General features: G+C 56.7%; 23 protein-coding genes. 13 read left to right on the forward strand and 10 right to left on the reverse strand.

Annotation, left to right across the window (positions count from 1 at the left end):
- Window positions 1-21 precede the first annotated feature (21 nt).
- Genes mnmE through ACR0AA_RS15250 form a run of 5 tightly spaced genes read left to right on the forward strand, consistent with a single transcriptional unit; the run spans window position 22 to window position 5,513 of the window.
- Window positions 22-1,308 (forward strand): tRNA uridine-5-carboxymethylaminomethyl(34) synthesis GTPase MnmE, encoded by a 1,287-nt coding sequence (mnmE, locus tag ACR0AA_RS15230; protein ID WP_480756361.1) that lies wholly within the window; start codon window positions 22-24, stop codon window positions 1,306-1,308.
- Between the two features lie 12 nt (window positions 1,309-1,320).
- The gene (mnmG, locus tag ACR0AA_RS15235) at window positions 1,321-3,189 is read left to right on the forward strand and encodes a tRNA uridine-5-carboxymethylaminomethyl(34) synthesis enzyme MnmG (RefSeq protein ID WP_480665339.1); all 1,869 of its coding nucleotides are present in this window, start codon (window positions 1,321-1,323) and stop codon (window positions 3,187-3,189) included.
- Window positions 3,186-3,800, forward strand: a complete 615-nt coding sequence (rsmG, locus tag ACR0AA_RS15240; protein ID WP_480665338.1) for a 16S rRNA (guanine(527)-N(7))-methyltransferase RsmG — start codon at window positions 3,186-3,188, stop codon at window positions 3,798-3,800. Before mnmG ends, rsmG begins: the two co-directional genes overlap by 4 nt.
- Entirely contained in the window at window positions 3,793-4,596 is an 804-nt protein-coding gene (locus ACR0AA_RS15245) for a ParA family protein (protein WP_480665337.1), read from the forward strand. Before rsmG ends, ACR0AA_RS15245 begins: the two co-directional genes overlap by 8 nt.
- 20 nt (window positions 4,597-4,616) lie before the next feature.
- Window positions 4,617-5,513 carry a ParB/RepB/Spo0J family partition protein gene (locus ACR0AA_RS15250; protein ID WP_480665336.1) on the forward strand — a complete coding sequence of 299 codons (897 nt, stop codon included), beginning with the start codon at window positions 4,617-4,619 and terminating at the stop codon, window positions 5,511-5,513.
- Here the strand turns inward: ACR0AA_RS15250 and ACR0AA_RS15255 are convergent.
- The 4 genes from ACR0AA_RS15255 to rph are packed head-to-tail and all read right to left on the reverse strand — an operon-like array spanning window position 5,503 to window position 8,328.
- Window positions 5,503-5,856, reverse strand: coding sequence for a YbaN family protein (locus ACR0AA_RS15255; protein ID WP_480665335.1), 354 nt, complete (start codon window positions 5,854-5,856; stop codon window positions 5,503-5,505). The genes ACR0AA_RS15250 and ACR0AA_RS15255 overlap by 11 nt on opposite strands.
- Window positions 5,857-5,859: 3 nt before the next feature.
- The gene (hemW, locus tag ACR0AA_RS15260) at window positions 5,860-7,014 is read right to left on the reverse strand and encodes a radical SAM family heme chaperone HemW (RefSeq protein WP_480756362.1); all 1,155 of its coding nucleotides are present in this window, start codon (window positions 7,012-7,014) and stop codon (window positions 5,860-5,862) included.
- Complete coding sequence (gene rdgB / locus ACR0AA_RS15265) at window positions 7,004-7,618, reverse strand: RdgB/HAM1 family non-canonical purine NTP pyrophosphatase (protein ID WP_480756363.1); 615 nt, start codon at window positions 7,616-7,618, stop codon at window positions 7,004-7,006. The genes hemW and rdgB overlap by 11 nt, the downstream gene beginning before the upstream one ends.
- On the reverse strand, window positions 7,615-8,328 hold the full coding sequence (gene rph, locus ACR0AA_RS15270) for a ribonuclease PH (protein ID WP_480430059.1): 714 nt from the start codon (window positions 8,326-8,328) through the stop codon (window positions 7,615-7,617). The genes rdgB and rph overlap by 4 nt, the downstream gene beginning before the upstream one ends.
- 112 nt (window positions 8,329-8,440) lie before the next feature.
- Between rph and hrcA the strand changes: the two genes are divergently transcribed.
- The gene (gene hrcA, locus ACR0AA_RS15275) at window positions 8,441-9,505 is read left to right on the forward strand and encodes a heat-inducible transcriptional repressor HrcA (protein WP_480665332.1); all 1,065 of its coding nucleotides are present in this window, start codon (window positions 8,441-8,443) and stop codon (window positions 9,503-9,505) included.
- 10 nt (window positions 9,506-9,515) lie between these two features.
- Window positions 9,516-10,079, forward strand: a complete 564-nt coding sequence (locus ACR0AA_RS15280) for a nucleotide exchange factor GrpE (RefSeq protein WP_170468241.1) — start codon at window positions 9,516-9,518, stop codon at window positions 10,077-10,079.
- Between the two features lie 31 nt (window positions 10,080-10,110).
- On the opposite strand, the gene mutS is transcribed toward ACR0AA_RS15280, so the two are convergent.
- Window positions 10,111-12,726, reverse strand: a complete 2,616-nt coding sequence (gene mutS / locus ACR0AA_RS15285) for a DNA mismatch repair protein MutS (protein WP_480756409.1) — start codon at window positions 12,724-12,726, stop codon at window positions 10,111-10,113.
- A 163-nt stretch (window positions 12,727-12,889) separates the two neighbouring features.
- On the opposite strand from mutS, the gene ACR0AA_RS15290 reads away from it, so the two are divergent.
- Window positions 12,890-15,145: an NADP-dependent malic enzyme gene (locus ACR0AA_RS15290; RefSeq protein ID WP_480665331.1), complete on the forward strand. Its 2,256-nt coding sequence runs from the start codon at window positions 12,890-12,892 to the stop codon at window positions 15,143-15,145.
- Between the two features lie 3 nt (window positions 15,146-15,148).
- Window positions 15,149-16,021, forward strand: coding sequence for a ribokinase (locus ACR0AA_RS15295; protein WP_480665330.1), 873 nt, complete (start codon window positions 15,149-15,151; stop codon window positions 16,019-16,021).
- Here ACR0AA_RS15295 and msrA read toward each other — a convergent pair.
- The 3 genes from msrA to ACR0AA_RS15310 all read right to left on the reverse strand — a co-directional run bounded on the left by msrA (window position 16,018) and on the right by ACR0AA_RS15310 (window position 18,443).
- Window positions 16,018-16,689 carry a peptide-methionine (S)-S-oxide reductase MsrA gene (gene msrA / locus ACR0AA_RS15300; protein ID WP_480665329.1) on the reverse strand — a complete coding sequence of 224 codons (672 nt, stop codon included), beginning with the start codon at window positions 16,687-16,689 and terminating at the stop codon, window positions 16,018-16,020. The two genes, ACR0AA_RS15295 and msrA, sit on opposite strands and share 4 nt — an antisense overlap.
- Window positions 16,690-16,787: 98 nt before the next feature.
- On the reverse strand, window positions 16,788-17,069 hold the full coding sequence (locus ACR0AA_RS15305; protein ID WP_480665328.1) for an SCP2 sterol-binding domain-containing protein: 282 nt from the start codon (window positions 17,067-17,069) through the stop codon (window positions 16,788-16,790).
- Window positions 17,070-17,216: 147 nt separating this feature from the next.
- A complete protein-coding gene (locus ACR0AA_RS15310; protein WP_209224461.1) occupies window positions 17,217-18,443 on the reverse strand; it encodes an argininosuccinate synthase in 1,227 nt (408 codons plus the stop codon).
- A 141-nt stretch (window positions 18,444-18,584) separates the two neighbouring features.
- On the opposite strand from ACR0AA_RS15310, the gene ACR0AA_RS15315 reads away from it, so the two are divergent.
- The 3 genes from ACR0AA_RS15315 to ACR0AA_RS15325 all read left to right on the forward strand — a co-directional run bounded on the left by ACR0AA_RS15315 (window position 18,585) and on the right by ACR0AA_RS15325 (window position 21,636).
- The gene (locus ACR0AA_RS15315; protein WP_480756364.1) at window positions 18,585-19,352 is read left to right on the forward strand and encodes a hypothetical protein; all 768 of its coding nucleotides are present in this window, start codon (window positions 18,585-18,587) and stop codon (window positions 19,350-19,352) included.
- Between the two features lie 58 nt (window positions 19,353-19,410).
- Entirely contained in the window at window positions 19,411-20,637 is a 1,227-nt protein-coding gene (gene ilvA / locus ACR0AA_RS15320; protein ID WP_480665325.1) for a threonine ammonia-lyase IlvA, read from the forward strand.
- A 117-nt stretch (window positions 20,638-20,754) separates the two neighbouring features.
- Window positions 20,755-21,636 (forward strand): hypothetical protein, encoded by an 882-nt coding sequence (locus tag ACR0AA_RS15325; RefSeq protein WP_480665324.1) that lies wholly within the window; start codon window positions 20,755-20,757, stop codon window positions 21,634-21,636.
- Between the two features lie 32 nt (window positions 21,637-21,668).
- Here the strand turns inward: ACR0AA_RS15325 and ACR0AA_RS15330 are convergent, their stop codons facing one another.
- On the reverse strand, window positions 21,669-21,992 hold the full coding sequence (locus ACR0AA_RS15330; RefSeq protein WP_480756365.1) for an Hpt domain-containing protein: 324 nt from the start codon (window positions 21,990-21,992) through the stop codon (window positions 21,669-21,671).
- A 164-nt stretch (window positions 21,993-22,156) separates the two neighbouring features.
- Between ACR0AA_RS15330 and ACR0AA_RS15335 the strand changes: the two genes are divergently transcribed.
- A complete protein-coding gene (locus tag ACR0AA_RS15335) occupies window positions 22,157-23,428 on the forward strand; it encodes a PP2C family protein-serine/threonine phosphatase (RefSeq protein WP_480665322.1) in 1,272 nt (423 codons plus the stop codon).
- Here ACR0AA_RS15335 and ACR0AA_RS15340 read toward each other — a convergent pair.
- On the reverse strand, window positions 23,422-23,871 hold the full coding sequence (locus ACR0AA_RS15340; RefSeq protein ID WP_480665321.1) for an NUDIX hydrolase: 450 nt from the start codon (window positions 23,869-23,871) through the stop codon (window positions 23,422-23,424). The two genes, ACR0AA_RS15335 and ACR0AA_RS15340, sit on opposite strands and share 7 nt — an antisense overlap.
- Between the last annotated feature and the right edge of the window lie 20 nt (window positions 23,872-23,891).

Genomic DNA, 23,891 nt, shown 5'->3' on the forward strand with positions numbered 1-23,891 from the left:
TAACTGACGCGAGGCCTTCGAATGGATACGATATTCGCCTTGGCCAGCGCGCAAGGCAAAGCCGGGGTGGCGGTCATACGCCTCTCTGGCCCTCAGGCGCATTCCGCTGCGGGCAAATTAACCGATGGCACGTTGCCGGCCCGTGGCATGCGGGTGCGGTCGCTGCATGCGGCCGATGGCTCGCGCCTGGACGATGGCTTAATCCTGACATTCCAAGGCCCGGCCAGCTTTACTGGTGAAGATGTCGCCGAGCTGCAGATACATGGCAGCACCGCCTCGGTAAACGCAGTGATGCGAACCCTGTCCGATATGTCCGGGCTACGGCTTGCGGAGCCCGGGGAATTCACACGCCGAGCGCTGGAAAATGGCAAGATGGACCTGACACAGGTCGAAGGTCTTGCCGATCTAATAGACGCTGAAACCGAAGCGCAACGTAAACAGGCGCAGACCATTCTTGCGGGTGAGTTGGGCACATTGGCCGAGCGCTGGCGGCGCGATCTGATCCGGGCGGCATCGTTGCTGGAAGCTGTGATTGATTTCGCGGATGAGGAAGTCCCGACCGACGTCACTCCTGAAGTAAAATCCCTGATTGCCGGCGTCATGGCCGATCTTCACAGAGAAGCAGAGGGTGTGAAGATCGCAGAGCGGATTCGAACAGGGTTTGAAGTTGCGATTGTAGGACTTCCGAACGCAGGAAAGTCGACTTTGCTGAATGCGTTGGCAGGGCGCGAAGCGGCGATAACGTCAGAATATGCCGGAACGACCCGGGACGTGATTGAAGTTCGAATGGACCTTGCTGGGTTGCCTGTCACGCTGTTGGACACAGCGGGTCTGCGCGAAACCGAAGACCACGTTGAAAACCTCGGGATCGAGTTGGCCAAAAAACGGGCGGAATCAGCTGATCTGCGTGTGTTTCTGACTGAAAACCCCGAGGAACTAGGTGTTCTAATGTTGTCTGATGATATCCAAGTGGTGCCCAAGTCTGATCTTCGGGAACCGTCTGAAGGCGGAATCTCTGGAAAAACCGGGCAGGGTATCGATAGGCTTATCTCCCAGATTTCGCGCGTACTGAGCAATAGAACTACAAGCAGTGGTATTGCGACGCGAGAACGACATCGTGCGGCGCTGAATACGGCGCATAAGGCGCTTGCAGCAGCGATGGCGGTTCTGGAATCAGGTCCGGACTTGTATGATATCGCAGCAGAAGAAATGCGCACGGCGATCCGTGCCCTTGAAACCTTGGTTGGCAGAATAGGGGTGGAGGACCTTTTGGATGAAATCTTCTCGAGCTTCTGCCTGGGTAAGTAAGGAGTGTTTCACGTGAAACATTCAGAATTCGATGTGATCGTTGTTGGCGCTGGGCATGCAGGAACCGAGGCTGCTCATGCGGCGGCTCGTATGGGTGTCAAAACGGCCTTGGTGACATTGTCTGCTTCGGATATCGGAGTTATGTCTTGTAATCCGGCAATTGGCGGGTTGGGCAAGGGCCACTTGGTCCGGGAAATCGATGCGCTTGACGGCGTCATGGGACGCGTCGCGGATCAGGCGGGAATTCAGTTCCGCCTGTTGAATCGCCGCAAAGGACCAGCAGTTCAGGGTCCTAGAACGCAGGCCGACCGTGCCTTGTATCGTGCCGCGATGCAAAGGGAAACGCAAAAACAACCTAACCTATCTGTCGTGGTCGGCGAGGTCGCCGACTTTCTGATGGTTGGAAGCAGCATCGCTGGCGTCAAACTGGCTGACGAATCAGAAATAAAGGCGAAAGCTGTCATTCTTACATCGGGTACGTTCTTGCGCGGCGTTATTCATATTGGAGACGTATCACGACCTGGCGGGCGTATGGGAGATCGTCCGTCGATCAAGTTGGCGGAACGTCTCGACAGTTTTGAACTGCCATTGGGGCGATTGAAAACGGGTACGCCACCGCGGCTGGACGGTCGCACAATTGATTGGAGCGATCTTGAACAACAGAACGGTGACGATGAGCCGACCCTGTTTTCTTTCTTGTCTACAGAAGTGATCGCCCCGCAGATTTCCTGTGGAATCACACATACAAATGCGCGTACGCACGAAATCATCGAAAAAAACCTGTCCCGATCCGCTATGTATGGTGGTCATATTGACGGGGTAGGGCCCAGATATTGCCCGTCAATCGAAGATAAGATCGTCCGCTTTGCCGACAAAGATTCGCATCAGATCTTTCTGGAGCCCGAAGGTGTAGAAGATCACACAATCTACCCGAACGGGATTTCAACATCCTTGCCTCAGGACGTTCAGCTGGAATATGTGCGATCCATTAAAGGTCTTGAAGCGGCGGAAATTCTGCAACCGGGTTATGCGATTGAATACGACTATGTCGACCCCCGCGTTTTGACATCCTCCCTCGCGCTGCCAGAAGTTGAAGGCCTATATTTAGCGGGTCAGATCAATGGCACCACAGGATATGAGGAAGCGGCGGCCCAAGGCCTTGTCGCTGGTTTGAATGCCGCCCAAAAAGTGCTGGGTCGGGAACCTATCCACTTCACACGAGCGGACAGTTACATCGGCGTCATGATCGATGACCTGACAACGCGTGGTGTCGCAGAGCCCTATCGGATGTTCACCTCTCGGGCGGAATTTCGGCTTTCCTTGCGGGCTGACAACGCAGACCAGCGTTTGACACCCATTGGCCTTGATATTGGGTGTGTCGGGCAGGAACGCCGGTCGAAATTCACCGATAAGATGAAGAAACTGTCAGGTGCAAAGTCCAAACTGACCGAGCGGACATTTACGCCAAAAGAAGTCCGGGCGGCGGGTATCAACGTCAATCAGGACGGCAACCGCCGGGATGGTATGGCGATTCTGGCCTTTCCGGACGTTCATTTTGATGACCTTTTGCCATTGGTTCCGGAAATTTCTGATGTTGATCGTGAAATCCGTCTGCAAGTGGAGCGGGACGCGCTTTACGCGAACTATATTGCGCGACAGCGGAAAGATGTCGAAGCGATGAAACGTGACGAAGCTTATGAGATTCCGCGAGGTTTTGACTATTTCGCGATGGAAGGGTTGTCTTCGGAAATGAAGCAAAAGCTCTCAAACGCAAAGCCTCAGAACATAGCACAGGCTGGGCGTGTCGAAGGTGTTACACCGGCCGCGCTTACACTTGTACTTGCTAAACTTCGCCGCGATCAGAAGGTTCGCAAAGCATGAATAAAGCCATTCTCGACGATTTGGGTGTTTCACGTGAAACATTTGAACGTCTAGCGACCTATGTTGAGCTTGTGAAGCGCTGGAATCCAAAGATCAATCTGGTTTCACGGAAAAGCCTGGATGAAATCTGGGTTCGGCATATCAAAGACTCGGTTCAGGTCTACAGATGCGCTCGGCCTTTTGAGAACTGGGTGGATCTAGGAAGCGGTGGCGGTTTCCCCGGAATGGTTTGCGCCATTATGGCTGTTGAGGATGCGCCGAAGGCCCAATTTACCCTCGTTGAAAGCGATCAACGAAAATCCGCGTTCCTGCGCAACGCCGCCCGTGTATGTGGTGTGAATTGCAGTGTGATTTCAAAGCGAATCGAGGTAGTTGATCCCTTGAATTCTGACATCCTTTCAGCGCGGGCTCTGGCGGATCTGCGTACACTATTATCCTTTTGTGACAGACATTTGTGTAAATCAGGTCTGGCGCTGTTGCCGAAAGGCGAAAAGTGGAAAAAAGAGCTGGAAGAGGCGCGGGAAGAATGGAATTTCGATGTCGACCCGATTACAAGTTTAACTGAGCCTCAGGCCGTTATCCTTAAAATAAAAGGAGTTTCACGTGGTTGATTTGTCTCGTCCCTCAGGGCCCCGAATTATTGCGGTTGCCAATCAGAAGGGCGGGGTCGGAAAAACCACTACGGCAATCAATCTAGCCGCGGGCTTGGCTGAGGCAGGGTGCAAGGTGTTGGTTGTTGACCTTGATCCACAGGGTAATGCGTCCACCGGGTTGGGGGTCGAGGACCGGGATTGGACAACCTACGACCTGATTTTAGATGATGCGCCATTGGAGGCCGTTGTCCAGGAAACGGAAATCGAGGGTTTGTTCGTCGTTCCGGCAACAGTTGATCTGAGTTCGGCTGATATCGAGCTGATTTCCAACGAAAAGCGCAGCTATCTTTTACATGACGCTTTGCGTCAGACCGCGATTGACAAGTTTGAACTGGACTTTGTGCTGATTGATTGCCCTCCGTCTCTCAATTTGTTGACTGTGAACGCAATGGTCGCAGCGCATTCCGTACTGGTTCCGCTGCAAAGCGAGTTCTTTGCATTGGAGGGATTGTCACAGCTGATGCTGACCATTCGAGAGGTTCGTCAGACCGCGAATCCGGACCTTAGAATCGAAGGTGTTGTGTTGACTATGTATGACAACCGCAACAACTTGTCCCGTCAGGTCGAAAAAGACGCGCGTGACAATCTGGGTGAGATGGTATTTAAAACCAAGATACCCAGAAATGTGCGGGTCAGTGAGGCGCCGTCTTACGCATTGCCTGTTTTGCAATATGACTCGGGATCTCTGGGGGCGATGGCCTATCGGCACCTGGCCCGGGAAGTCATGCATAAAAACAAGAAAATCGCCGCATAAGCGGCAGCGAGGAGGGCACCGTGGCCGCCAAAAAAGCAAAACCCAGAGGTTTAGGTCGGGGGCTGTCTGCTCTGATGGCGGATGTGACGCAGGATACGGAAGGCTTGAGGCCATCGGAGCCCCGCCGCCCGGACATGAAGGTCCCGATCGAAAAGCTACGCGCCAATCCTAACCAGCCCCGCAGAACATTCTCGCCGGAGCAACTGGATGAGCTTGCGGCCTCGGTCAAGGAAAAGGGCATCATTCAGCCACTGATCGTGCGTGAGGTTGGCGGCGGAAGCTACGAAATCGTAGCAGGTGAACGCCGTTGGCGGGCGGCTCAGATGGCGCAGTTGCACGATATTCCTGTGATCGTACGGGATTTTGACGACACCGAAGTTCTGGAAGTCGCCATTATCGAGAACATTCAGCGCGCGGACCTGAACGCGGTTGAAGAGGCGGCTGGTTACAAACAACTGATGGACCGGTTTGGCCATACGCAAGAAAAGCTTGCTGAAGCGCTGGGAAAGAGTCGCAGTCATATCGCGAACCTCTTACGGTTGTTGTCGCTGCCTATGGATGTTCAGACGCTGGTTATCGAGGGAAAACTGTCAGCAGGACATGCCCGAGCCCTGATTACGGCAGAAAATCCGTCAGAACTGGCGAAAATCGTCGTCAAGGACGGGCTTTCGGTACGTGCGACCGAAGCGTTGGTGAAAAAGCAGCAGCAGGGTGATGCGCCACAAGCAGCTCCGCGGTCCAGAAACCTGAATGCGGGTAAGGATGCAGATACGCGCGCGCTGGAAAAAGATCTTTCGGCGATATTGGCGATGAAGGTGGCGATCAACCACAAGGCGGGATCGGAAACAGGGCAGGTTGTTCTGACCTATGAGAACCTGGATCAGCTGGACGATCTGTGCGCCAAACTCAGCCGCTAGGGCGGGTCCATATAAAGATCATCACGCCGCCGAGGACGACTGCCTGAATGATCAGGATGTGACTTGGAAGCGCAAGAATGACTGACAAACCAAAAACAGCGGCGACCGAGAGGGTGGCCGCTTTTTTTGCGGCCGGACGAATGGCGCCTGAACGTTGCCAGTCCAGAATCATAGGTCCAAAAGTCCCGTGGCTGACCAACCAGTTGTGCAAACGGGATGAAGACCGGGCAAAAAAGAACGCGGCCAGCAAAAGAAACGGGACCGTCGGCAAGAGAGGCAATGCAATGCCGATCACTGCCAGCCCGACACATAGTAAGCCCAACGCGGCCCAGAGGTATTGCATCTGTTATCCCAACAACTCTCGGATGACCGCATTCAGAACTGCGCGACCGTCTTTGGTGGCAACCAGACGGCCATCTTCCAAATCTATCATACCAATTTCTTTCAGGTCATTTAGCTTGTCTTCCGGCAATGGCTGGTCCGACAATCTGTTGTAACGATCAATATTTAGACCTTCGGTGACTCTCAACCCCATCATAAGGTATTCACTGGCCTGATCTTGAGTAGGAAGTCGGGTTCTTTCTTTCTCACCGCTCCCCTTAGCAACTGCATCCAGCCACGCGTTGGGTGACAAATGCGTCTCGGTCGCCATTTTCTGGCCTTCCAGCGTGACGCGGCCATGTGCTCCGGGACCGATGCCGACGTAATCTCCATAGCGCCAGTAGATCAGGTTGTGCCGAGATTCTGACCCGGGGCGCGCGTGGTTTGACACCTCATAGGCAGGCAGACCATGCGCTTCGCAGATCTCCTGTGTCGCCAGATACATATCGGCGGCGTGGTCATCCTCGGGCAGGCCGCGCAGCTTGCCAACGGCATAGCGATCCCCAAAGGCGGTGCCTTCCTCGATCGTCAATTGATACAGCGAGAGATGATCGACGGCCATCGAAAGCGCCTCAGTCAGCTCGGCGCGCCAGGCGTCCAACGTCTGATGTTGGCGGGCATAGATGAGATCAAAGCTGACGCGGTCAAAGCAGGTGCGCGCAATATCAAAGGCAGCACGGGCCTCGGCAACGGTGTGGATACGCCCCAGACGCCGCAGATCTTCGTCGTTCAGGGCCTGAACCCCCATCGAGACCCGGTTTACACCCCCATCCCGGTAGGCGGCGAACCGACCGGCCTCGACCGATCCCGGATTGGCCTCAAGCGTAATCTCCATGTCATTGGCAGGCCGCCAACAAGAGCGAGCCTCGTCAATAATGGCAGCGACAGTGTCAGGCGCCATCAAGGACGGCGTACCACCACCAAAGAATATTGTATTCAGAACCCGGTCCGGCGTTTCGGACGCCGTACGCTGCAGTTCGCTCAGATATGACTTAAGCCATTGTTTTTGATCAATATTTTTTGAAACATGGCTGTTAAAGTCGCAATAAGGGCATTTGGCCTCGCAAAAAGGCCAATGCACGTACAGGCCAAAGCCCCCGTTGCGCCAATCATCCGCCAAAGCAGCCTTTCACGAACATCTCCACCGCGCGACCGCGATGGCTGATCTTGTTCTTTTCCCAGCGATCCATCTCGGCAAAGGTAATGTCGTACCCGTCGGGGACAAACATCGGGTCATATCCAAAACCGCCTTCACCCCGAATTGGCCAAACCAGATGACCCGGCGCGATGCCCTCGAACACTTCGTCATGTCCATCGGGCCAGGCCAGCACCAGCGTGCTGCGGAATTGCGCAGTGCGAGGATGGGCGGCGTTCTTCGCCTCCAGCTCATTATGCGCGCGGGTCATGGCCATCAGGAAATCGCGACCGTTGCCCGTTTCTGCCCAATCGGCGGTGTAAACACCCGGCGCACCGTCCAGCGCGTCGATGGTGATCCCGGAATCGTCCGACAGGGCAGGCAGGCCGGTCGCCTTGGCGGCGGCATGGGCTTTGATCCGGGCGTTACCGACGAAAGTGTCCTCGGTTTCCTCGGGTTCGGGCAGGTTCATTTCGCCTGCGCCCACAACCGTCACACCAAAGGGTTCGAGGAGATGGGCCATCTCCTCAAGCTTGCCCTTGTTGTGCGTGGCCACCAGCAGCCTGTCGCTGTCGAACTTTCGGGTCATGCGGTGGCAGCCTTTTGCGCCGCAGCCAGTTCACTAACGCCTTTTTCCGCCAAGTCCATCAGTTGGTCCATTTGGGCACGGCTAAAGACCGAACCCTCTGCGCTCATCTGAACTTCGATCAGCTTGCCCGAACCGGTCATGATGAAGTTGCCGTCTACGCCGGCCTCGCTGTCTTCGGGGTAGTCCAGATCCAGAACCGGTTGGCCGGCATAGATGCCGCAGGACACCGCTGCCACCGGATCGACCAGCGGATCAGAGATCACGTCGCCAGCCTTCATCAGCTTGTTCACGGCAAGACGCAGCGCAACCCAACCGCCGGTGATCGAGGCGCAGCGGGTGCCGCCATCGGCCTGGATCACGTCGCAATCCACAGTGATCTGACGCTCACCCAGCGCAACGCGGTCCACGCCTGCACGAAGGGCGCGACCGATAAGACGCTGGATCTCCACGGTACGACCACCTTGCTTGCCCGAGGCCGCCTCACGCCGCATCCGGGTGTTGGTTGCACGGGGCAGCATACCGTATTCAGCGGTGACCCAACCCAGGCCCGAACCCTTGATGAACGGCGGCACGCGATCCTCGATCGTTGCGGTGCACAACACGTGGGTATCGCCCATCTTGATCAGGCACGAACCTTCGGCATGTTTGGTAAAGCCCGTCTCAATTGAAACGGCGCGCATTTCGTTTAAATCACGTCCTGAGGGTCGCATGGAAAATCCTTTGTTTGCTGGGTTGGGGATAACGTCCCCGTGCCTTAGGATGCAACCCCGATTGACCTTTCATATGCCTGCGATTTAATGCCGATCCAGCAGGGGATTGCCGATGAGCGAAGCAAGTAGAGTTCTGGATGAAATGAACGACCGGTCACGTGAAGTGTTCCGGCTGATCGTCGAGAGCTATCTGGACAGCGGAGAACCGGTCGGAAGCCGTACGCTGACCCGCACACTGTCGGAAAAAGTCAGTGCTGCCACCGTGCGCAACGTCATGCAGGATCTGGAGTTTCTGGGCCTGCTCGATAGCCCGCATGTTAGCGCAGGCCGAATTCCTACGCAGCAAGGGTTGCGGATGTTCGTGGACGGATTGCTTGAAGTTGGGGATCTGGGTGCCGATGATCGGCAGAAGCTCGACGAAACATTAGGCTCTAATGCAGGCGATGTGGGCGGAATGCTGGATCGTGTCGGCTCGGCTTTGTCACACGTGACACACGGTGCTTCGCTGGTTCTGACCCCCAAGCATGAATCCGAGATCAAGCATATCGAGTTTGTTTCGCTAGCGCATGACCGCGCTTTGGTGGTTCTGGTGTTCGCAGATGGGCATGTGGAAAACCGTCTGTTCACGCCCCCTCCGGGGCAGACACCCAGTTCGATGCGCGAGGCGGCGAACTTCCTGAATTCGCTGATCGAAGGACGTACGCTTAGCGAAGTGCGCCGTCAGATGCAGACTCAGATCACCGCGCGCCGACAGGAAATCGATGTGCTGGCCCGAGAGATGGTCGAAAGCGGCATGGCCGTATGGGATGGAGACGGCACCGACTCGGCCCGTTTGATCGTGCGCGGACGTGCGAATCTATTGGGAAAACCCGGCGAAGCCGAAGAGCTGGACCGAATCCGAACGTTGTTTGATGACCTCGAACGCAAGCAGGACATCGCCGAATTCCTCGAATTGACCGAGGAAGGCGAGGGTGTGCGCATTTTTATCGGGTCTGAGAACAAACTTTTCTCACTTTCGGGTTCCTCTTTGGTGGTGTCTCCATATATGAACGCTGATCGTAAGATAATTGGTGCGGTTGGGGTCATAGGGCCCACACGTCTAAATTATGGACGGATCGTGCCGATCGTGGATTATACAGCGCAACTGGTCGGAAAACTGATTTCCGACCGGAGCTAGAGGGTAAGAGATGGCAGAGCCCAAGAACGAAGATTTTCTGGACGATATCGCAACCGCCGAGGCGGAAGAGCTGGCCGAGGAATTTGCCGAGATCAGCGAAGAAGCGCTGGAAATTGATGCGCTGCGTGCTGAGCGGGACGATTTCAAGGACAAGTTCATGCGCGCATTGGCGGATGCCGAAAACGCGCGCAAGCGTGGCGACAAAGCGCGCCGCGATGCCGAACAGTATGGCGGATCGAAACTGGCTCGCGACATGCTGCCGGTTTACGACAACATGAAACGAGCGCTCGAAGCCGCAACCGACGAGCAGAAAGAAGTGGCAGGCCCGCTTCTGGAAGGCGTCGAGCTGACCATGCGGGCGCTGAAGGACGTGTTCCAAAAGCATGGAATCGAAGTGATTACGCCTGAAGTTGGTGACCGGTTCGATCCGAACATCCATGAGGCGATGTTTGAGGCACCGGTTCCTGGCACCCGTGCTGGTGACATCATTCAGGTTTCGGCCGAGGGCTTCATGCTGCACGATCGCCTGCTGCGCCCGGCACAGGTTGGAGTTTCTTCGACGCCTGCGAGTTAAGCGGGTTCAGATCCAGAGTGTTACGAGGCGGTCAGGTTCTGGCCGCCTCTTTCAGTTTGTAGATCAGGTCGAGCGCCTGACGCGGGGTCAGCTCGTCCGGCAGGATATCATCGAGCATGTCCGCGACGGGTGACGCTTTGGGTGTTGGTGGCGGTGGAGGCGGCGCAGCCGAAAACAAAGGCAGATCGTCTATCAGAGCTTTTTGCTTACCACCTTCGCGTTCCGTTTTCTCCAATTGATCCAGCACGATACGGGCACGCTCGACCACAGATGCCGGTAGTCCGGCCAGCTGGGCGACTTGAACACCGTAGGATCTGTCTGCCGCGCCTTTGTGGACTTCGTGAAGGAAGATGACTTCGCCTTCCCACTCCTTGACTGCGACTGTGGCGTTTTCAACTCCCTCAAGTTTGCCCGCCAAGACCGTTAGCTCGTGATAATGCGTGGCAAACAGTGCGCGGCATTTGTTGGATGCGTGAAGATGTTCAAGCGTGGCCCAGGCGATTGAAAGGCCGTCATATGTGGCGGTACCGCGACCGATTTCATCCAGAATGACGAGGGCGCGGTCATCGGCCTGATTGAGGATGGCGGCAGTCTCGACCATTTCGACCATAAAGGTCGAACGCCCTCGGGCCAGATCGTCGGACGCTCCGACGCGGCTGAACAACTGGCTGATAAGGCCAACATGCGCCTGCTCTGCGGGGACGTAGCTGCCCATCTGGGCCAGCAGGGCAATTAGCGCATTCTGGCGTAGAAAGGTTGATTTACCGGCCATGTTAGGACCGGTCAGCAGCCAGATCGCCGCGCCATCGTTGGCGCTGAGATCGCAGTCATTCGCGATGAAGGCGTCACCGCTTTGCTGGCGCAGGGCGTGTTCGACAACCGGGTGTCTACCACCCTGAACATCGAATGCGCGCGTGGCATCGACCTGCGGGCGGCACCAGTTTTCTCCGCGCGCAAGATCGGCCAAAGCAGTTGTCAGATCCAGTTCAGCCAGCCCGCGTGCAGCCTGGTTCAGGTGTGCGGCTTTGTCCAGAATTTCGTCAGAAAGCCTTTTATAGAGCCGTTTTTCAATCTCAAGTGCCAGATTTCCGGCGTTCAGGATGCGGGTTTCGATCTCGGACAGCTCGACGGTTGTGAACCGCACCTGGTTCGCGGTGGTCTGGCGGTGGATATAGGTCTCGCTGTGAGGCGGGTTCAGCATTTTCTCGGCGTGGGTGGCCGTGGTTTCAATGAAGTAGCCCAGCACATTGTTGTGCTTGATCTTCAGTGACGTGATGCCGGTGTGTTCTGCGTATTTTTGTTGAAAGCCAGCGATGACCGAGCGACCTTCGTCGCGAAGGGTACGGGCTTCGTCCAGTTCGGAATCGTACCCCGGGGCTATGAAGCCACCGTCGCGAGCCAGAAGCGGCGGTTCGGCAACAAGGGCGTCATCCAGCAGGTTCAACAGATCGTCGAAACCAACCAGGTTTTGCAGGGCTGTTGCCAGAAGGAGAGGTATGTCCTGATCCGTGCAAAGCTCGGCAATCGTCGAAGCCTGGGTCAGGCCGTTGCGAATGGCAGAAAGATCACGGGGGCCGCCGCGATCCAGTGACAGGCGCGATAGGGCGCGGTCCAGATCGGGAGTTTTGCGCAGAGCCTCGCGCAGGTCCGATGCGATCAGGCTATCTTCGGCGGCAAAACTGACCGCATCCAGCCGTCCGTGAATAACATCCAGATTACGCGAAGGGCTGGACAGACGCTGCTCCAACAACCGTGCGCCGCCGGGTGTGACGGTGCGATCCACCACGGACAGCAGTGACCCGGCGCGGCCGCCGGACAGCGATCGGGTCAACTCCAGATTGCGCCGTGTGGCGGCGTCGATCTGAACCACACGGTCCTCGGATTCCTTCAATGGCGTCTGCAGCAGGGGTAGTTTGCCTTTTTGCGTGATCTCCAGATAGTCGATCAGCGCACCCATGGCCGAGATCTCGGCGCGTCCAAAACTGCCGAACGCATCCAGAGCTCCCACGTGAAACAATCCGCAGATGCGCTTTTCCGCCGCAGTGCTGTCAAAGCTGGCGCGCCCGATCGGGGTCAGCGAGATACCCAGATCCATGACAGGTTCGGTCAGTTTGTCCTGAACCCCATCGGCCACGATCAGCTCGGATGGTGCCAACCGAGCCAGTTCGGGACTAAGACGAACAGAGGTCAAAGGCATCACGTGAAACGCCCCTGTCGAGATATCGGCCCAGGCCAGTGCAGCCTCATCCCGAACCTCGGCATAAGCGGCCAGAAAGTTGTGGCGGCGGGCCTCCAATAGCGCGTCTTCTGTCAGAGTGCCGGGCGTCACCAGACGCACGACATCGCGTCTTACCACCGATTTAGAGCCTCTTTTCTTCGCTTCAGCAGGGCTCTCCATCTGCTCGCATACGGCGACACGAAACCCTTTGCGGATCAGTGTGAGCAGATACCCTTCGGCGGAATGTACGGGCACACCGCACATCGGAATGTCGGTTCCGTTGTGCTTGCCGCGTTTGGTCAGCGCGATGTCCAACGCCTCGGCGGCGTTGACGGCATCCTCAAAGAACATCTCGTAAAAGTCGCCCATACGATAAAACAGCAGGGCGTCTGTATGGACCTCTTTGATCTCGAGATATTGTGCCATCATCGGCGTGACTGTGGACAAAACCGGCCCCCTTTTGGCGTATTCCGGGCGCGACCTTACAAATCCCGCATCTTCTGTAAAAGCCGAAAACTCATTCTCGTTGAGGCGCGCGCGCGCCTGCGCTATGAGGCAAAAGTCCCGCAGATGTAAAGAAACGACCCATCACATGCCCAAAGCGAAGATCACCAAAGAAGAGGCGCTGGCCTTTCACCTCGACCCGACCCCCGGAAAGTGGGAGGTGCAGGCCACCGTTCCCATGACAACGCAGCGCGATCTGTCGCTGGCTTACAGTCCCGGCGTCGCTGTTCCATGTGAAGCAATCGCCGAAGCGCCGGAAACCGCCTACGACTATACCAACAAGGGTAATCTGGTGGCCGTGATCTCGAACGGAACGGCCGTTTTAGGCCTCGGAAACCTTGGTGCGCTGGGCTCAAAACCGGTGATGGAGGGGAAATCCGTACTGTTCAAACGGTTTGCCGATGTGAACTCGATCGATATCGAGTTGGACACCGAAGACCCCGACGAGTTCTGCCGCGCCGTGCGTCTGATGGGGCCGACCTTTGGTGGGATCAACCTGGAAGACATCAAGGCGCCTGAATGTTTCATCATCGAACAGCGCCTGAAGGAAGAGATGGACATTCCGGTTTTTCACGATGACCAGCACGGCACAGCGGTGATCTGCGCGGCGGGTCTGTTGAACGCGCTGCAAATCTCGGGCAAAAAAATCGAAGATGTGAAAATCGTTCTGAATGGCGCGGGTGCGGCAGGTATCGCCTGTATCGAGCTTCTGAAGTCGATGGGTGCCAAACACGAAAACTGCATCGTCTGTGACACCAAGGGCGTGATCTATCAGGGTCGGACTGAGGGTATGAACCAGTGGAAATCGGCCCATGCCATCACCACGGATCTGCGTACCTTGGAAGAGGCTATGGATGGCGCGGACGTCTTCCTTGGCGTGTCGGTCAAAGGGGCGGTAACGCAGGACATGGTTGCGTCGATGGCGGACAATCCGGTGATTTTCGCAATGGCGAACCCGGACCCAGAGATCACGCCGGAAGAGGCGCACGAGGTGCGGGTCGATGCGATCGTTGCCACCGGACGCAGCGACTATCCGAACCAGGTGAACAACGTTCTGGGCTTCCCTTACCTGTTCCGCGGCGCGTTAGATATTCACGCCCGGGCCATCAACGACGAGATGAAAATCGCCTGTGCCCATGCGCTGGCCCGACTGGCGCGTGAAGATGTGCCGGATGAGGTCGCAATGGCCTATGGCAAATCGCTGACTTTTGGGCGTGATTACATCATCCCGACGCCGTTTGATCCGCGTTTGATCCACCGTATCCCGCCAGCAGTTGCCAAAGCGGGGATGGATACCGGTGCAGCCCGTCGTCCGATCATCGACATGGACGCATACGAGCTGAGCCTGAAGTCCCGCATGGACCCGACCGCCAGCATCCTGCGCGGCCTGAACGCCCGTGCCCGTGCCGCCCAAAGCCGGATGATCTTTGCCGAGGGCGACGATCCGCGCGTGTTGCGCGCAGCGGTGATGTATCAGCGTTCCGGCTTCGGCAAGGCTCTGGTTGTCGGGCGTCCCGACGATGTAAAAGAAAAACTGGAAGCCGCCGGTTTGGGCGACGCCGTGCGCGAACTTGAGGTCGTGAACGCCGCCAACACCACACATCTTGATGCGTATAAAGACTTCCTTTACCAGCGCCTGCAGCGGCAAGGGTTCGACCGCAAGGATATTCACCGGCTTGCAGCGCGGGACCGCCACGTATTCTCGTCTCTGATGCTGGCGCACGGCCATGCCGATGGTCTTGTGACCGGGGCGACCCGTAAGTCGGCGCATGTGCTGGACCGGATCAACCATGTATTCGACGCTGATGCAGAGCACGGCGCTGTTGGCGTGACCGCGTTGCTGCACAAGGGCCGGATCGTTCTGATCGGCGATACACTGGTGCACGAATGGCCGGATGAAAACGATCTGGCCAACATCGCCGAACGGTCCGCTTCTGTGGCACGTAGCATGGGGCTTGAGCCGCGCGTCGCCTTTGTCAGCTTCTCGACCTTTGGCTATCCGGTTTCCGAACGCGCCGAAAAGATGCATGTCGCGCCCGAGGTTCTCGACAAACGCGGCGTCGATTTCGAGTACGAAGGCGAAATGACCGTGGATGTGGCGCTAAACGTGGACCAGCAATCGGCCTATCCGTTCTCTCGTCTGACCGGTCCGGCGAACATCCTGATTGTACCCGCTCGCCACTCGGCGTCGATCTCGACAAAGCTGATGCAAGAGATGGGCGAAGCCACCGTCATCGGACCGATCCTGTCGGGGATCAATAAACCGATCCAGATCTGCTCGACCGTTTCGACTGCGAATGACATTCTGAACATGGCCATTCTGGCCGCCTGCGATATTGGATAAGCCGTGACGATCTGGAACCTAGGCTCAATCAATGCGGATATGGTCTATGGCCTGCCGCATCTGCCCAGTGCCGGTGAAACCCTGGCCGCTTCAAATCTGGAGCGGTTTCTGGGCGGCAAAGGCGCAAACATGTCCGTTGCGGCGGCGCGGGCCGGGTCGCGGGTCGCGCATATTGGCGGCGTCGGGTCGGATGGGCGCTGGGCGCGGGATCGCATGACCGAATATGGCGTCGATACTCGGTTTATTTCCGAGGTCGACGTACCCACCGGTCACGCCATTATCGCAGTGGATGCGCAGGGTGAGAATCAGATCATTCTGTATCCGGGGGCTAACCATGCCATCAAACAGGATCAGTTGGGGAAAGCTCTGTCGCAAGCAGCTCCGGGTGATCTGCTAGTCATGCAGAATGAGACCAACGCTCAGGTCGAGGCTGCCCGCATGGGGCGCGATCTGGGACTGACTGTCTGCTACGCCGCCGCGCCCTTTCAGGCCGACGCGGTTCAGGCCGTATTGCCTTACCTCGACTTTCTGATTCTGAACGAGGTCGAGGCGGAACAGTTGCGCGAAAGCACGGGCTTGTCGGTTGCCGATTTGCCTGTGAAGCATGTTCTGGTGACGTTGGGATCAAAGGGTGCTCGCTATTTTCCCAAAGACGGCGATGTTCTCGAAATAGCCGCGCACAAGGTAAAGGCGGTGGACACGACCGGCGCGGGCGATACGTTCACCGGCTATGTTCTGGCAGGAATGGATCGTGGGCTGCCGATGCCGCAGGCGATTGCACAAGCAAATCGTGCCGCGGCCCTGATGGTCACGCGGCACGGAACGGCGGATGTGATCCCCGACCTCAAAGATGTGCTTGAGGCCCGGTTCGGTTAGGATCCAGCGAAGGGTGCGTTGCTGCCCCAAAGCTGCTTGACCCGCGCATCGCGACCGCAAGCCTTGCGGTATGCTTTGTACGCATTTTTCTGGCGTTTCGGACCAAACCGGGTAAGCACCAGCTTGTCACCCTTGTAGTAGTCCTGATGGTACGCCTCGGCCGGATAGAACGCACCAGACTGCAGAATAGGTGTGACCACGGTTTGCCCCAGCGCGTTTTGCGCATCGGCCTTGGCCTGCTGCGCAAGTGCCTTTTCGCCAGTGGTAGAGACAAAAATCGCCGTCCGATAACTGTTACCCCGATCGCAGAACTGACCGCCCGCGTCGGTTGGATCGACCGAGCGGAAAAACATGCTCAGCAGCGTTTCACGGGAAACCCGCGCGGGATCGAAGGTGATCTGGACAGCTTCGTAATGTCCCGTGCCCCCCTTAGAAACCTGATCATAAGTCGGGTTTGCGGTTTTGCCGCCGGTATAGCCCGAGACTGCTCCGATCACACCGGGAACGGATTCAAAATCGGATTCAACACACCAGAAACAGCCTCCGGCCACTGTCAGGGTTTCAGTTCCAGCCGCAGGCGCAGGCAGGGCGCGCAGCATGGCGGCCAGCGTGATCAGTCCAAACAGAAGGCTTGGTTTGAAGAAATCGAGGTAAGCAGTCCGGTTCATGGCAGATCTCCTTTTGAGATCAAGCTGCCCGGACTTTTCCGTCGTGGCAATCCGCTGACATCGATTGTCACGCGCTGGTGAGACGAGTTTATCGGCGCTCAGCCCAGCAACTGTCCCAGCTTCATCGCCACACCCATATTGCCCGAGATCTTGAGCTTACCCAGCGCAACGCCGGTCATCGGGTTCAGCTTGCCAGTCAGCAGCTTGGTCAGGTTTTCCTGGGAAATACGGATGGTGCAATCCGTATCCTGATCCTGTGTGGTGGCCTGATTGTCGGCCAGCACAATCACGCCATCATCACCGCAGTCAAACTTGAGTGATCCGTCAAATGTCTTGCCGTTCAGACCCTTCTGAATCCCGTCGGCGATGTCCTGAAGCATGGTGCGTCCTTTCCCTATTGACCTTTGGGTAAAGACAAACAGACAAAACTGGCAAGGGTGACGCTGCTGGAACTCACACAGTGACGACAAAGAAAAACCCGGCATCCATCTAGGGCGCCGGGTTTGTCATCATAGCGAAGGCTTGAATTACTTCGACAGACGCTTTTCGCGCGAGGCCAGAAGTTTCAGGCGCAGGGCGTTCAACTGGATGAAGCCTGCAGCGTCTTTCTGATCATATGCACCGGCATCGTCTTCGAAGGTCACATGCTCTTCGGAGTACAGCGAGTGATCCGACCAGCGGCCAACAGTTGAGGCCAGACCTTTGTAAAGTTTCACGCGGACGGTGCCGGTGACGTGTTCTTGCGACTTGTCGATCGCGGCCTGCAGCATTTCCCGCTCGGGCGAGTACCAGAAACCGTTGTAGATCAGCTCAGCATATTGCGGCATCAGCTGGTCCTTCAGGTGCATCGCGCCGCGGTCCATGGTGATGGACTCGATACCGCGGTGCGCTTCCAGAAGGATGGTGCCGCCGGGTGTTTCGTAAATGCCGCGCGATTTCATACCGACGAACCGGCCCTCGACCAGGTCCAGACGGCCAATTCCGTGCTTGCCGCCGTATTCGTTCAGCTTGGTCAGGATGGTGGCCGGGCTCATCGCCTCGCCATTGATGCTGACCGCGTCGCCTTTTTCGAATCCGATCTCGATGAATTCCGGTTCGTTCGGCGCGTCCTCGGGGTGGACGGTGCGTTGATAGACATAGTCCGGCGCCATATCGGCGGGATCTTCCAGAACCTTGCCCTCGGACGAGGTGTGCAGCAGGTTGGCATCGACTGAGAAGGGTGCCTCACCGCGCTTGTCCTTGGCGATCGGGATCTGGTGGGCTTCGGCCCATTCCAGCAGACGCGTCCGGCTGGTCAGATCCCACTCACGCCACGGCGCGATTACTTTGATGTCGGGGTTCAACGCGTAAGCCGCCAGTTCAAAGCGGACCTGATCGTTGCCCTTGCCGGTCGCGCCATGTGCCACGGCATCGGCACCGGTTTCTTTGGCGATCTCGACCAGACGTTTGGAAATCAGTGGGCGGGCAATCGATGTGCCCAGCAGGTACAGGCCTTCGTACTGCGCATTGGCGCGGAACATCGGGAAGACAAAGTCACGGACGAATTCTTCGCGGATGTCCTCGATATAGATGTTCTCGGGCTTGATCCCCAGCATCTCGGCCTTTTGGCGGGCGGGCTCCAGCTCTTCACCCTGACCCAGATCGGCGGTGAAGGTGACAACCTCACAACCATACTCGGTCTGCAGCCATTTCAGAATGATCGAGGTATCAAGGCCACCGGAATAGGCCAGAACAACTTTCTTGGGCGCGGACATCTGACTTCCCTTTATGCGTAGAACGACTGGCCCCTAGCGGGTTTTGGACGCGGGGGCAAGTTATCAGCGTTGACGCAGGGAGCGAATTGGGGTGAAACATTTGCATATAAAACAATGATTGGTTGAGAGGGCAGTTGAAAGATGTTGGGCTGGCAGATTTTTGTCCATTCCGTGCGGATGGTGTTTGGAAACATCAAACAGGTACTGCAAATCACGGTAGGTCCCGCATTGGTTGCGACAGCATTGATTGTGGCGCTGTTCCTGGTGTCCGGTATTCCATTGGAAGCCTTTGAAGAAAGCGCAGGAGAGCTACCTCCGGGGACATCTGCAGGGGCTGTTATTCTTTTTGTCCTGGGGTTGATCGCGGTTATTTTTGTCACTGTTTTCTGGATCGCCGTTTCATGGCACCGTTTTATCCTGCTTGAGGAATACCCCAGCGGTATTTTTCCCACGTTCCGCTTCGACAGAATTCTCGCCTATCTGGGGCGCGCGTTGATGCTGGGCCTGCTGTTTGCAATCGCCTGGCTTCCGATGGGGCTGGTTTTCGCAATGCTCGGCCAAAACCTCGTGGGTCTGTCGATCATCGTGGTGGCGGTCTACCTGGTTTATCTGGTGGTCTGTTTTTACCGACTGTCGATCATCCTGCCCGCCACCGCGATCGGTGAACCGATTACAATCGGTAGGGCTTGGAACAGTACGACAGGTATTGCCAGTTCCATATTGGTCCTCATTGTAGTGGCGTTTTTGTTCCAGGTACTGGTTCAGCTTGTATTCACTGTTCTGGCATTCATTCCGGTGTTGGGAATCTTGCTGACAGTATTCTTTGGCACGCTGATTCTGCCGATGATCAACGTCAGCATCATGACCACCATGTACGGAGTTTTCGTCGAAAAGCGGGAACTCACCTGATCGCCGTACACATATGTATTCCTTGCCCTTATAGTCGGGATAAGTCAGTGAAGCGTGCATGACCGATTTCATGACCCGTGCCCGCGCAGCCGAGCAGGCGATGCGCTCTGTTTTCCCGGCAACGCCATTGCAGCGCAATGCCCATCTGTCTGACCGTTTTGGCGCCGATATCTGGCTCAAGCGAGAAGACCTCAGCCCGGTGCGGTCCTACAAGATCCGCGGTGCGTTCAACGCCATGCGCAAGCGGCAGGGGCAGGACCTGTTTGTCTGCGCCAGCGCGGGGAACCATGCGCAGGGCGTGGCCTATATGTGCAAGCATCTGGGCGTGAAGGGTGTGATTTTCATGCCGGTGACGACGCCGCAGCAGAAAATCCAGAAGACCCGCATTTTCGGCGGCGACAACATCGAGATCCATCTGATCGGCGACTATTTTGACGATACGCTGGCCTCCGCGCAGGATTGGTGCGCGCAGCAGGGCGGGCATTTCCTGTCGCCCTTCGACGATGAAGATGTGATCGAAGGGCAGGCCTCGCTGGCGGTTGAGATCGAGGCGCAGCTTGGTGGTGTGCCGGATCATGTTGTTTTGCCGGTTGGTGGAGGCGGGATGTCCTCGGGCGTGGCGACGTGGTTCGGGGATCGGACGCATTGCCTGTTCGTGGAACCGGCGGGCGGAGCGTGCCTGCGCGCCGCGCTGGCGGCTGGCCATCCTATGGCTTTGGATCATGTGGACACGTTTGTTGACGGCGCGGCGGTGGGACGGATCGGTGAAAAACCGTTCGAACTGCTAAAGTCTCGCCATCTGTCGGATGTGCTGGTGATGTCGGAAGACCGCATCTGCGCCACGATGATCGAAATGCTGAATGTCGAGGGCATTGTTCTGGAACCCGCCGGCGCTTTGGCGGTTGAGGCGATCGGCGACGTCCAGAGCTTTATCCGAGGCAAGACCGTGGTGTGCGTCACATCGGGTGGCAATTTCGACTTCGAACGTTTGCCCGAGGTCAAGGAACGGGCGCAGCGCTATTCCGGAGTCAAGAAGTACTTCATTCTCCGGTTGCCGCAGCGCCCCGGTGCGCTGAAAGAGTTTCTGGGCATTCTCGGTCCCGAGGACGATATCGCCCGGTTCGAATACATGAAAAAGTCTGCGCGCAATTTCGGGTCGGTTCTGATCGGGATCGAAACCCGCAAGCCCGAAAACTTTGTGCGCCTGTTTGCGCATCTGGATGACGCCGGCTTCACTTATACCGACATTACCGAGGACGAAACGCTGGCGCAGTTCGTGATCTGAGGCTTTGGTTTCAAGGACTCTGTGCCACAGGGCAACACGCCTGACCTGCAGTAATCTTGTCGGGCGGGTGGAATTCACCTACGCAAAGTCAGGCATTTAGGACCGGAAAGCAGATATATGAAGCCGCTCGCTGCAGTGACCATGGTTTGGCGCGACTATTGGTATCTAGAGAAATGGGTCGCGTATTATGCCGCCCAATTGGGCCGTGAAAATGTATACATCCTGTCGCACGGCGCTGACCCCGAGATCGATCGGATCGGTCAGGGCTGCAATGTAATCGCCATCCTGCGGGACGGATTGCACCAGTCGTTCGACTATGCCCGGTGGCGGATGCTGTCGGATTTTTCCGCCATGCTGACCCAATTCTATGAGCGGATCATTGTTTCGGATTGCGATGAGTTGCTGATGACAGTCGATGGTCGTCCTCTGGTCGAATACCCGTTTGCGTTCGAGGAAAACTCTGCCGGTGCGGTCGGATTCAACCTTGTTGCAACCCGGGATGACGCGGATCAGCAGGCATTGATCACAGACAGCAAATATTGCCTGTTCGAAATCCCTCATTCCAAGCCTTGCCTGGTGCAACGCAAGGTGTCCTTTGGCACTGGCGGGCATGGTGTGATGAACGACAGCTTTGGCCTGCTGCCTGGCTTGTTCAACCTGCATTTCCATTTCGGCAACTGGCAGGAGTTGCAGCGCCGTGAGCAGGAAAGATCACCGCTGGTCGATGAAACCATGGCGGATGGTGTGAAAATCCGGAAATCCCCCGGACAGTCGGTGGGTATCGTTGGCTGGCGCAGGCGGTCGCGCCGTTTTAGACGGATGAACAAGGAACTTACCGGCACGCCCGAACTGCCGATGGAAGACTGTGTCGAGCTATGTCGACAGGAGGCCGCTACGACGCTGAAAAGAATGGATGACGGGTACTTCACACTAGACAGAACGATGGAGTTCAAACTGAAGAAGTTCCGGTTTCCCAGTGAGTTTCCGGTAAAGATCTAGTTGTTTGGGCCCCAACTGCACCGTTACCATCCTCAGAAATTGCTTAGCCCCGATTTGAACTCAGTGGCTGAACTTTCGAACACACTGACAATATTGGGAAGGTCAACGGTTTGGCTTTGTCCTTGTGCTGACTGCCTCTCCCCGTCCTGACAGAGTCTTGCCAGTGCCTCAAAGCCCAGGCTTAGCGCGCTGCCCTTCAGAAAATGCAGGTTCTGTACGTAACCGGTGCGTGCGGTGTCATGCTGCAGCCGGGAAAGCGCCTCATGAACCTCATCGAGGAAGATCTGCACCACCTCATCGAACTCGCTGGCGCCAACTTCGTCCCGTAGCTGTTGGACCCTGGACCAGTTGATCATGCCATCCTCTCTTCACCTGCTCTTCACTTGCCGCGACATACCTTTGATACTGCGAGATAGGTAAAGAGCAGGTTAAGTGGAGTGTTTTGCCGGCTTCACCCTATGTTAAACCGCCGTGCGTTAGGGTCATCGCATTCCGATTAGCGTCGCGGGTCAGGGTAACGGTGGCAGAGGTCAGTCAGGCAGACACCAGATCAGATCTGGATTTTGGTGCGATCCAAAAGGTGCTTGTCGTTGATGACAGCCGCCTGCAGCGGCGGATTCTGGTCGCCTCTCTCAAGAAATGGGGCTTTGAAGTGATCGAGGCGGACAGTGGCGACGTCGCGATCGAAATGTGCCTCAGCGATCCGCCGGATCTTGTGCTCAGCGACTGGGTCATGCCGGGGATGAGCGGGCTGGAATTCTGCAAAGCTTTTCGCGCGCTGGATGGCGATCAATACAGCTATTTCATTCTGCTGACGTCCAAGAGCGAAAAACAAGAGGTTGCGCGGGGCCTTGATGCCGGCGCGGATGACTTTCTGATCAAGCCGCTTGAGGCAGACGAACTGCGTGCGCGCATATCGGCAGGGGCACGCATTCTGGACATGCAGCGCGAACTGTCTGAGAAAAACCGCATGATCGAGTCCGCGCTTGAAGAACTGCGTGTGGCCCATGATGCGATCGACAAGGACCTGATCCAGGCCCGAAAAATTCAGGAATCGCTGGTTCCGGAACTGACCCGGGAGTTTGGCAAATCTCGGGTCAGCTTATTGCTGAAGCCCTGCGGGCATATCGGTGGCGATCTGGTGGGGATGTTTTCTCCGGGCGTCAACCGGCTGGGTTTTTACAGCATCGACGTGTCTGGCCATGGCATCACATCGGCCATGATGACGGCCCGGTTGGGCGGGTATCTGTCAAGCAGTCACTTTGATCAGAACGTGGCCATGGAACGGCGCTTTGACAAATTCTACGCGCTTCTGCCGCCGGAAGAGGTGGCCGCGATGCTGAACTCGCGGCTGATGGCGGATGCGGGCATCGAAGAGTATTTCACGATGGTCTATGCGATAATCGATCTGCGCAATGGGCACCTTAAGATGGTTCAGGCCGGGCACCCTCATCCATTGCTGCTGCGGCAGGATGGGAGCACGGAGTTTCTGGGCAATGGCGGGTTGCCTATTGGCTTGTTGCCGGACGTTACCTTTCAGCGGACAGAAACGTATATGCAACCGGGCGACCGACTATTGCTGTACTCAGACGGGTTTACGGAGTGTGGTCTTGCCGAAGGTGGCTTACTGGAAGACGAAGGGCTGCGTCAGATGGCGCTCGATTGCGCCCCTGGCCGCAGCGGATCAGAGTTTCTGGACGATATGTTCTGGCGGCTGACGCAAGTGATGTCGCCGGACAGTGGTATGGACGATGACGTCTCGGCCGTATTCTTTGAATATAACGGTCACTGAAGCCCTTGCAGATGCAAACCGGCAAAGTGGCGATCACCGCTGTTTCCCAGCTTTTCGACGGCGTCTGCGGTATCCATCCACCGGGCTTCGTGAAACTCTTCACGCGGCGGACCCATGCGGCGCACGGGTTGTGCGCGATAAATCAGACAGACTTTTTCTGCCCACAGATCATATTCCGGCATGTAGGTGAAACGTCGAAAGGCACCTAAACGGCGCGGGGCCGTAATTAACCATCCGGTTTCTTCGAAAACTTCTCGGTGCAGCGCGGATATCGGTGATTCGCCTGGATCAATGCCCCCGCCGGGCAGTTGCAGTTCCGGGTTTAGCCCATCGTCGTACCAGGTGACCAACAACCCCCGCCCGCGCGGCAACAAAGCATAGACACCGGGCCGACGCGTGTATTTGCGTCCCGCTTGTGGGGTTTCACCAAACCGTCTGATCATGTATGGCCCCTTACAACCCG

This window comes from Ruegeria sp. CE8, from assembly GCF_056537465.1.

What these genes read in the sequence shown, in the direction of transcription:
- mnmE (WP_480756361.1), top strand. Translation starts at nt 22, where the DNA reads ATGGATACGATATTCGCCTTGGCCAGCGCGCAAGGCAAAGCCGGGGTG.
- rsmG (WP_480665338.1), top strand. Translation starts at nt 3,186, where the DNA reads ATGAATAAAGCCATTCTCGACGATTTGGGTGTTTCACGTGAAACATTT.
- ACR0AA_RS15255 (WP_480665335.1), bottom strand. Translation starts at nt 5,856, where the DNA reads ATGCAATACCTCTGGGCCGCGTTGGGCTTACTATGTGTCGGGCTGGCA.
- rdgB (WP_480756363.1), bottom strand. Translation starts at nt 7,618, where the DNA reads ATGACCCGAAAGTTCGACAGCGACAGGCTGCTGGTGGCCACGCACAAC.
- rph (WP_480430059.1), bottom strand. Translation starts at nt 8,328, where the DNA reads ATGCGACCCTCAGGACGTGATTTAAACGAAATGCGCGCCGTTTCAATT.
- hrcA (WP_480665332.1), top strand. Translation starts at nt 8,441, where the DNA reads ATGAGCGAAGCAAGTAGAGTTCTGGATGAAATGAACGACCGGTCACGT.
- ACR0AA_RS15280 (WP_170468241.1), top strand. Translation starts at nt 9,516, where the DNA reads ATGGCAGAGCCCAAGAACGAAGATTTTCTGGACGATATCGCAACCGCC.
- mutS (WP_480756409.1), bottom strand. Translation starts at nt 12,726, where the DNA reads ATGATGGCACAATATCTCGAGATCAAAGAGGTCCATACAGACGCCCTG.
- ACR0AA_RS15290 (WP_480665331.1), top strand. Translation starts at nt 12,890, where the DNA reads ATGCCCAAAGCGAAGATCACCAAAGAAGAGGCGCTGGCCTTTCACCTC.
- msrA (WP_480665329.1), bottom strand. Translation starts at nt 16,689, where the DNA reads ATGAACCGGACTGCTTACCTCGATTTCTTCAAACCAAGCCTTCTGTTT.
- ACR0AA_RS15305 (WP_480665328.1), bottom strand. Translation starts at nt 17,069, where the DNA reads ATGCTTCAGGACATCGCCGACGGGATTCAGAAGGGTCTGAACGGCAAG.
- ACR0AA_RS15310 (WP_209224461.1), bottom strand. Translation starts at nt 18,443, where the DNA reads ATGTCCGCGCCCAAGAAAGTTGTTCTGGCCTATTCCGGTGGCCTTGAT.
- ACR0AA_RS15315 (WP_480756364.1), top strand. Translation starts at nt 18,585, where the DNA reads ATGTTGGGCTGGCAGATTTTTGTCCATTCCGTGCGGATGGTGTTTGGA.
- ilvA (WP_480665325.1), top strand. Translation starts at nt 19,411, where the DNA reads ATGACCGATTTCATGACCCGTGCCCGCGCAGCCGAGCAGGCGATGCGC.
- ACR0AA_RS15325 (WP_480665324.1), top strand. Translation starts at nt 20,755, where the DNA reads ATGAAGCCGCTCGCTGCAGTGACCATGGTTTGGCGCGACTATTGGTAT.
- ACR0AA_RS15330 (WP_480756365.1), bottom strand. Translation starts at nt 21,992, where the DNA reads ATGATCAACTGGTCCAGGGTCCAACAGCTACGGGACGAAGTTGGCGCC.
- ACR0AA_RS15340 (WP_480665321.1), bottom strand. Translation starts at nt 23,871, where the DNA reads ATGATCAGACGGTTTGGTGAAACCCCACAAGCGGGACGCAAATACACG.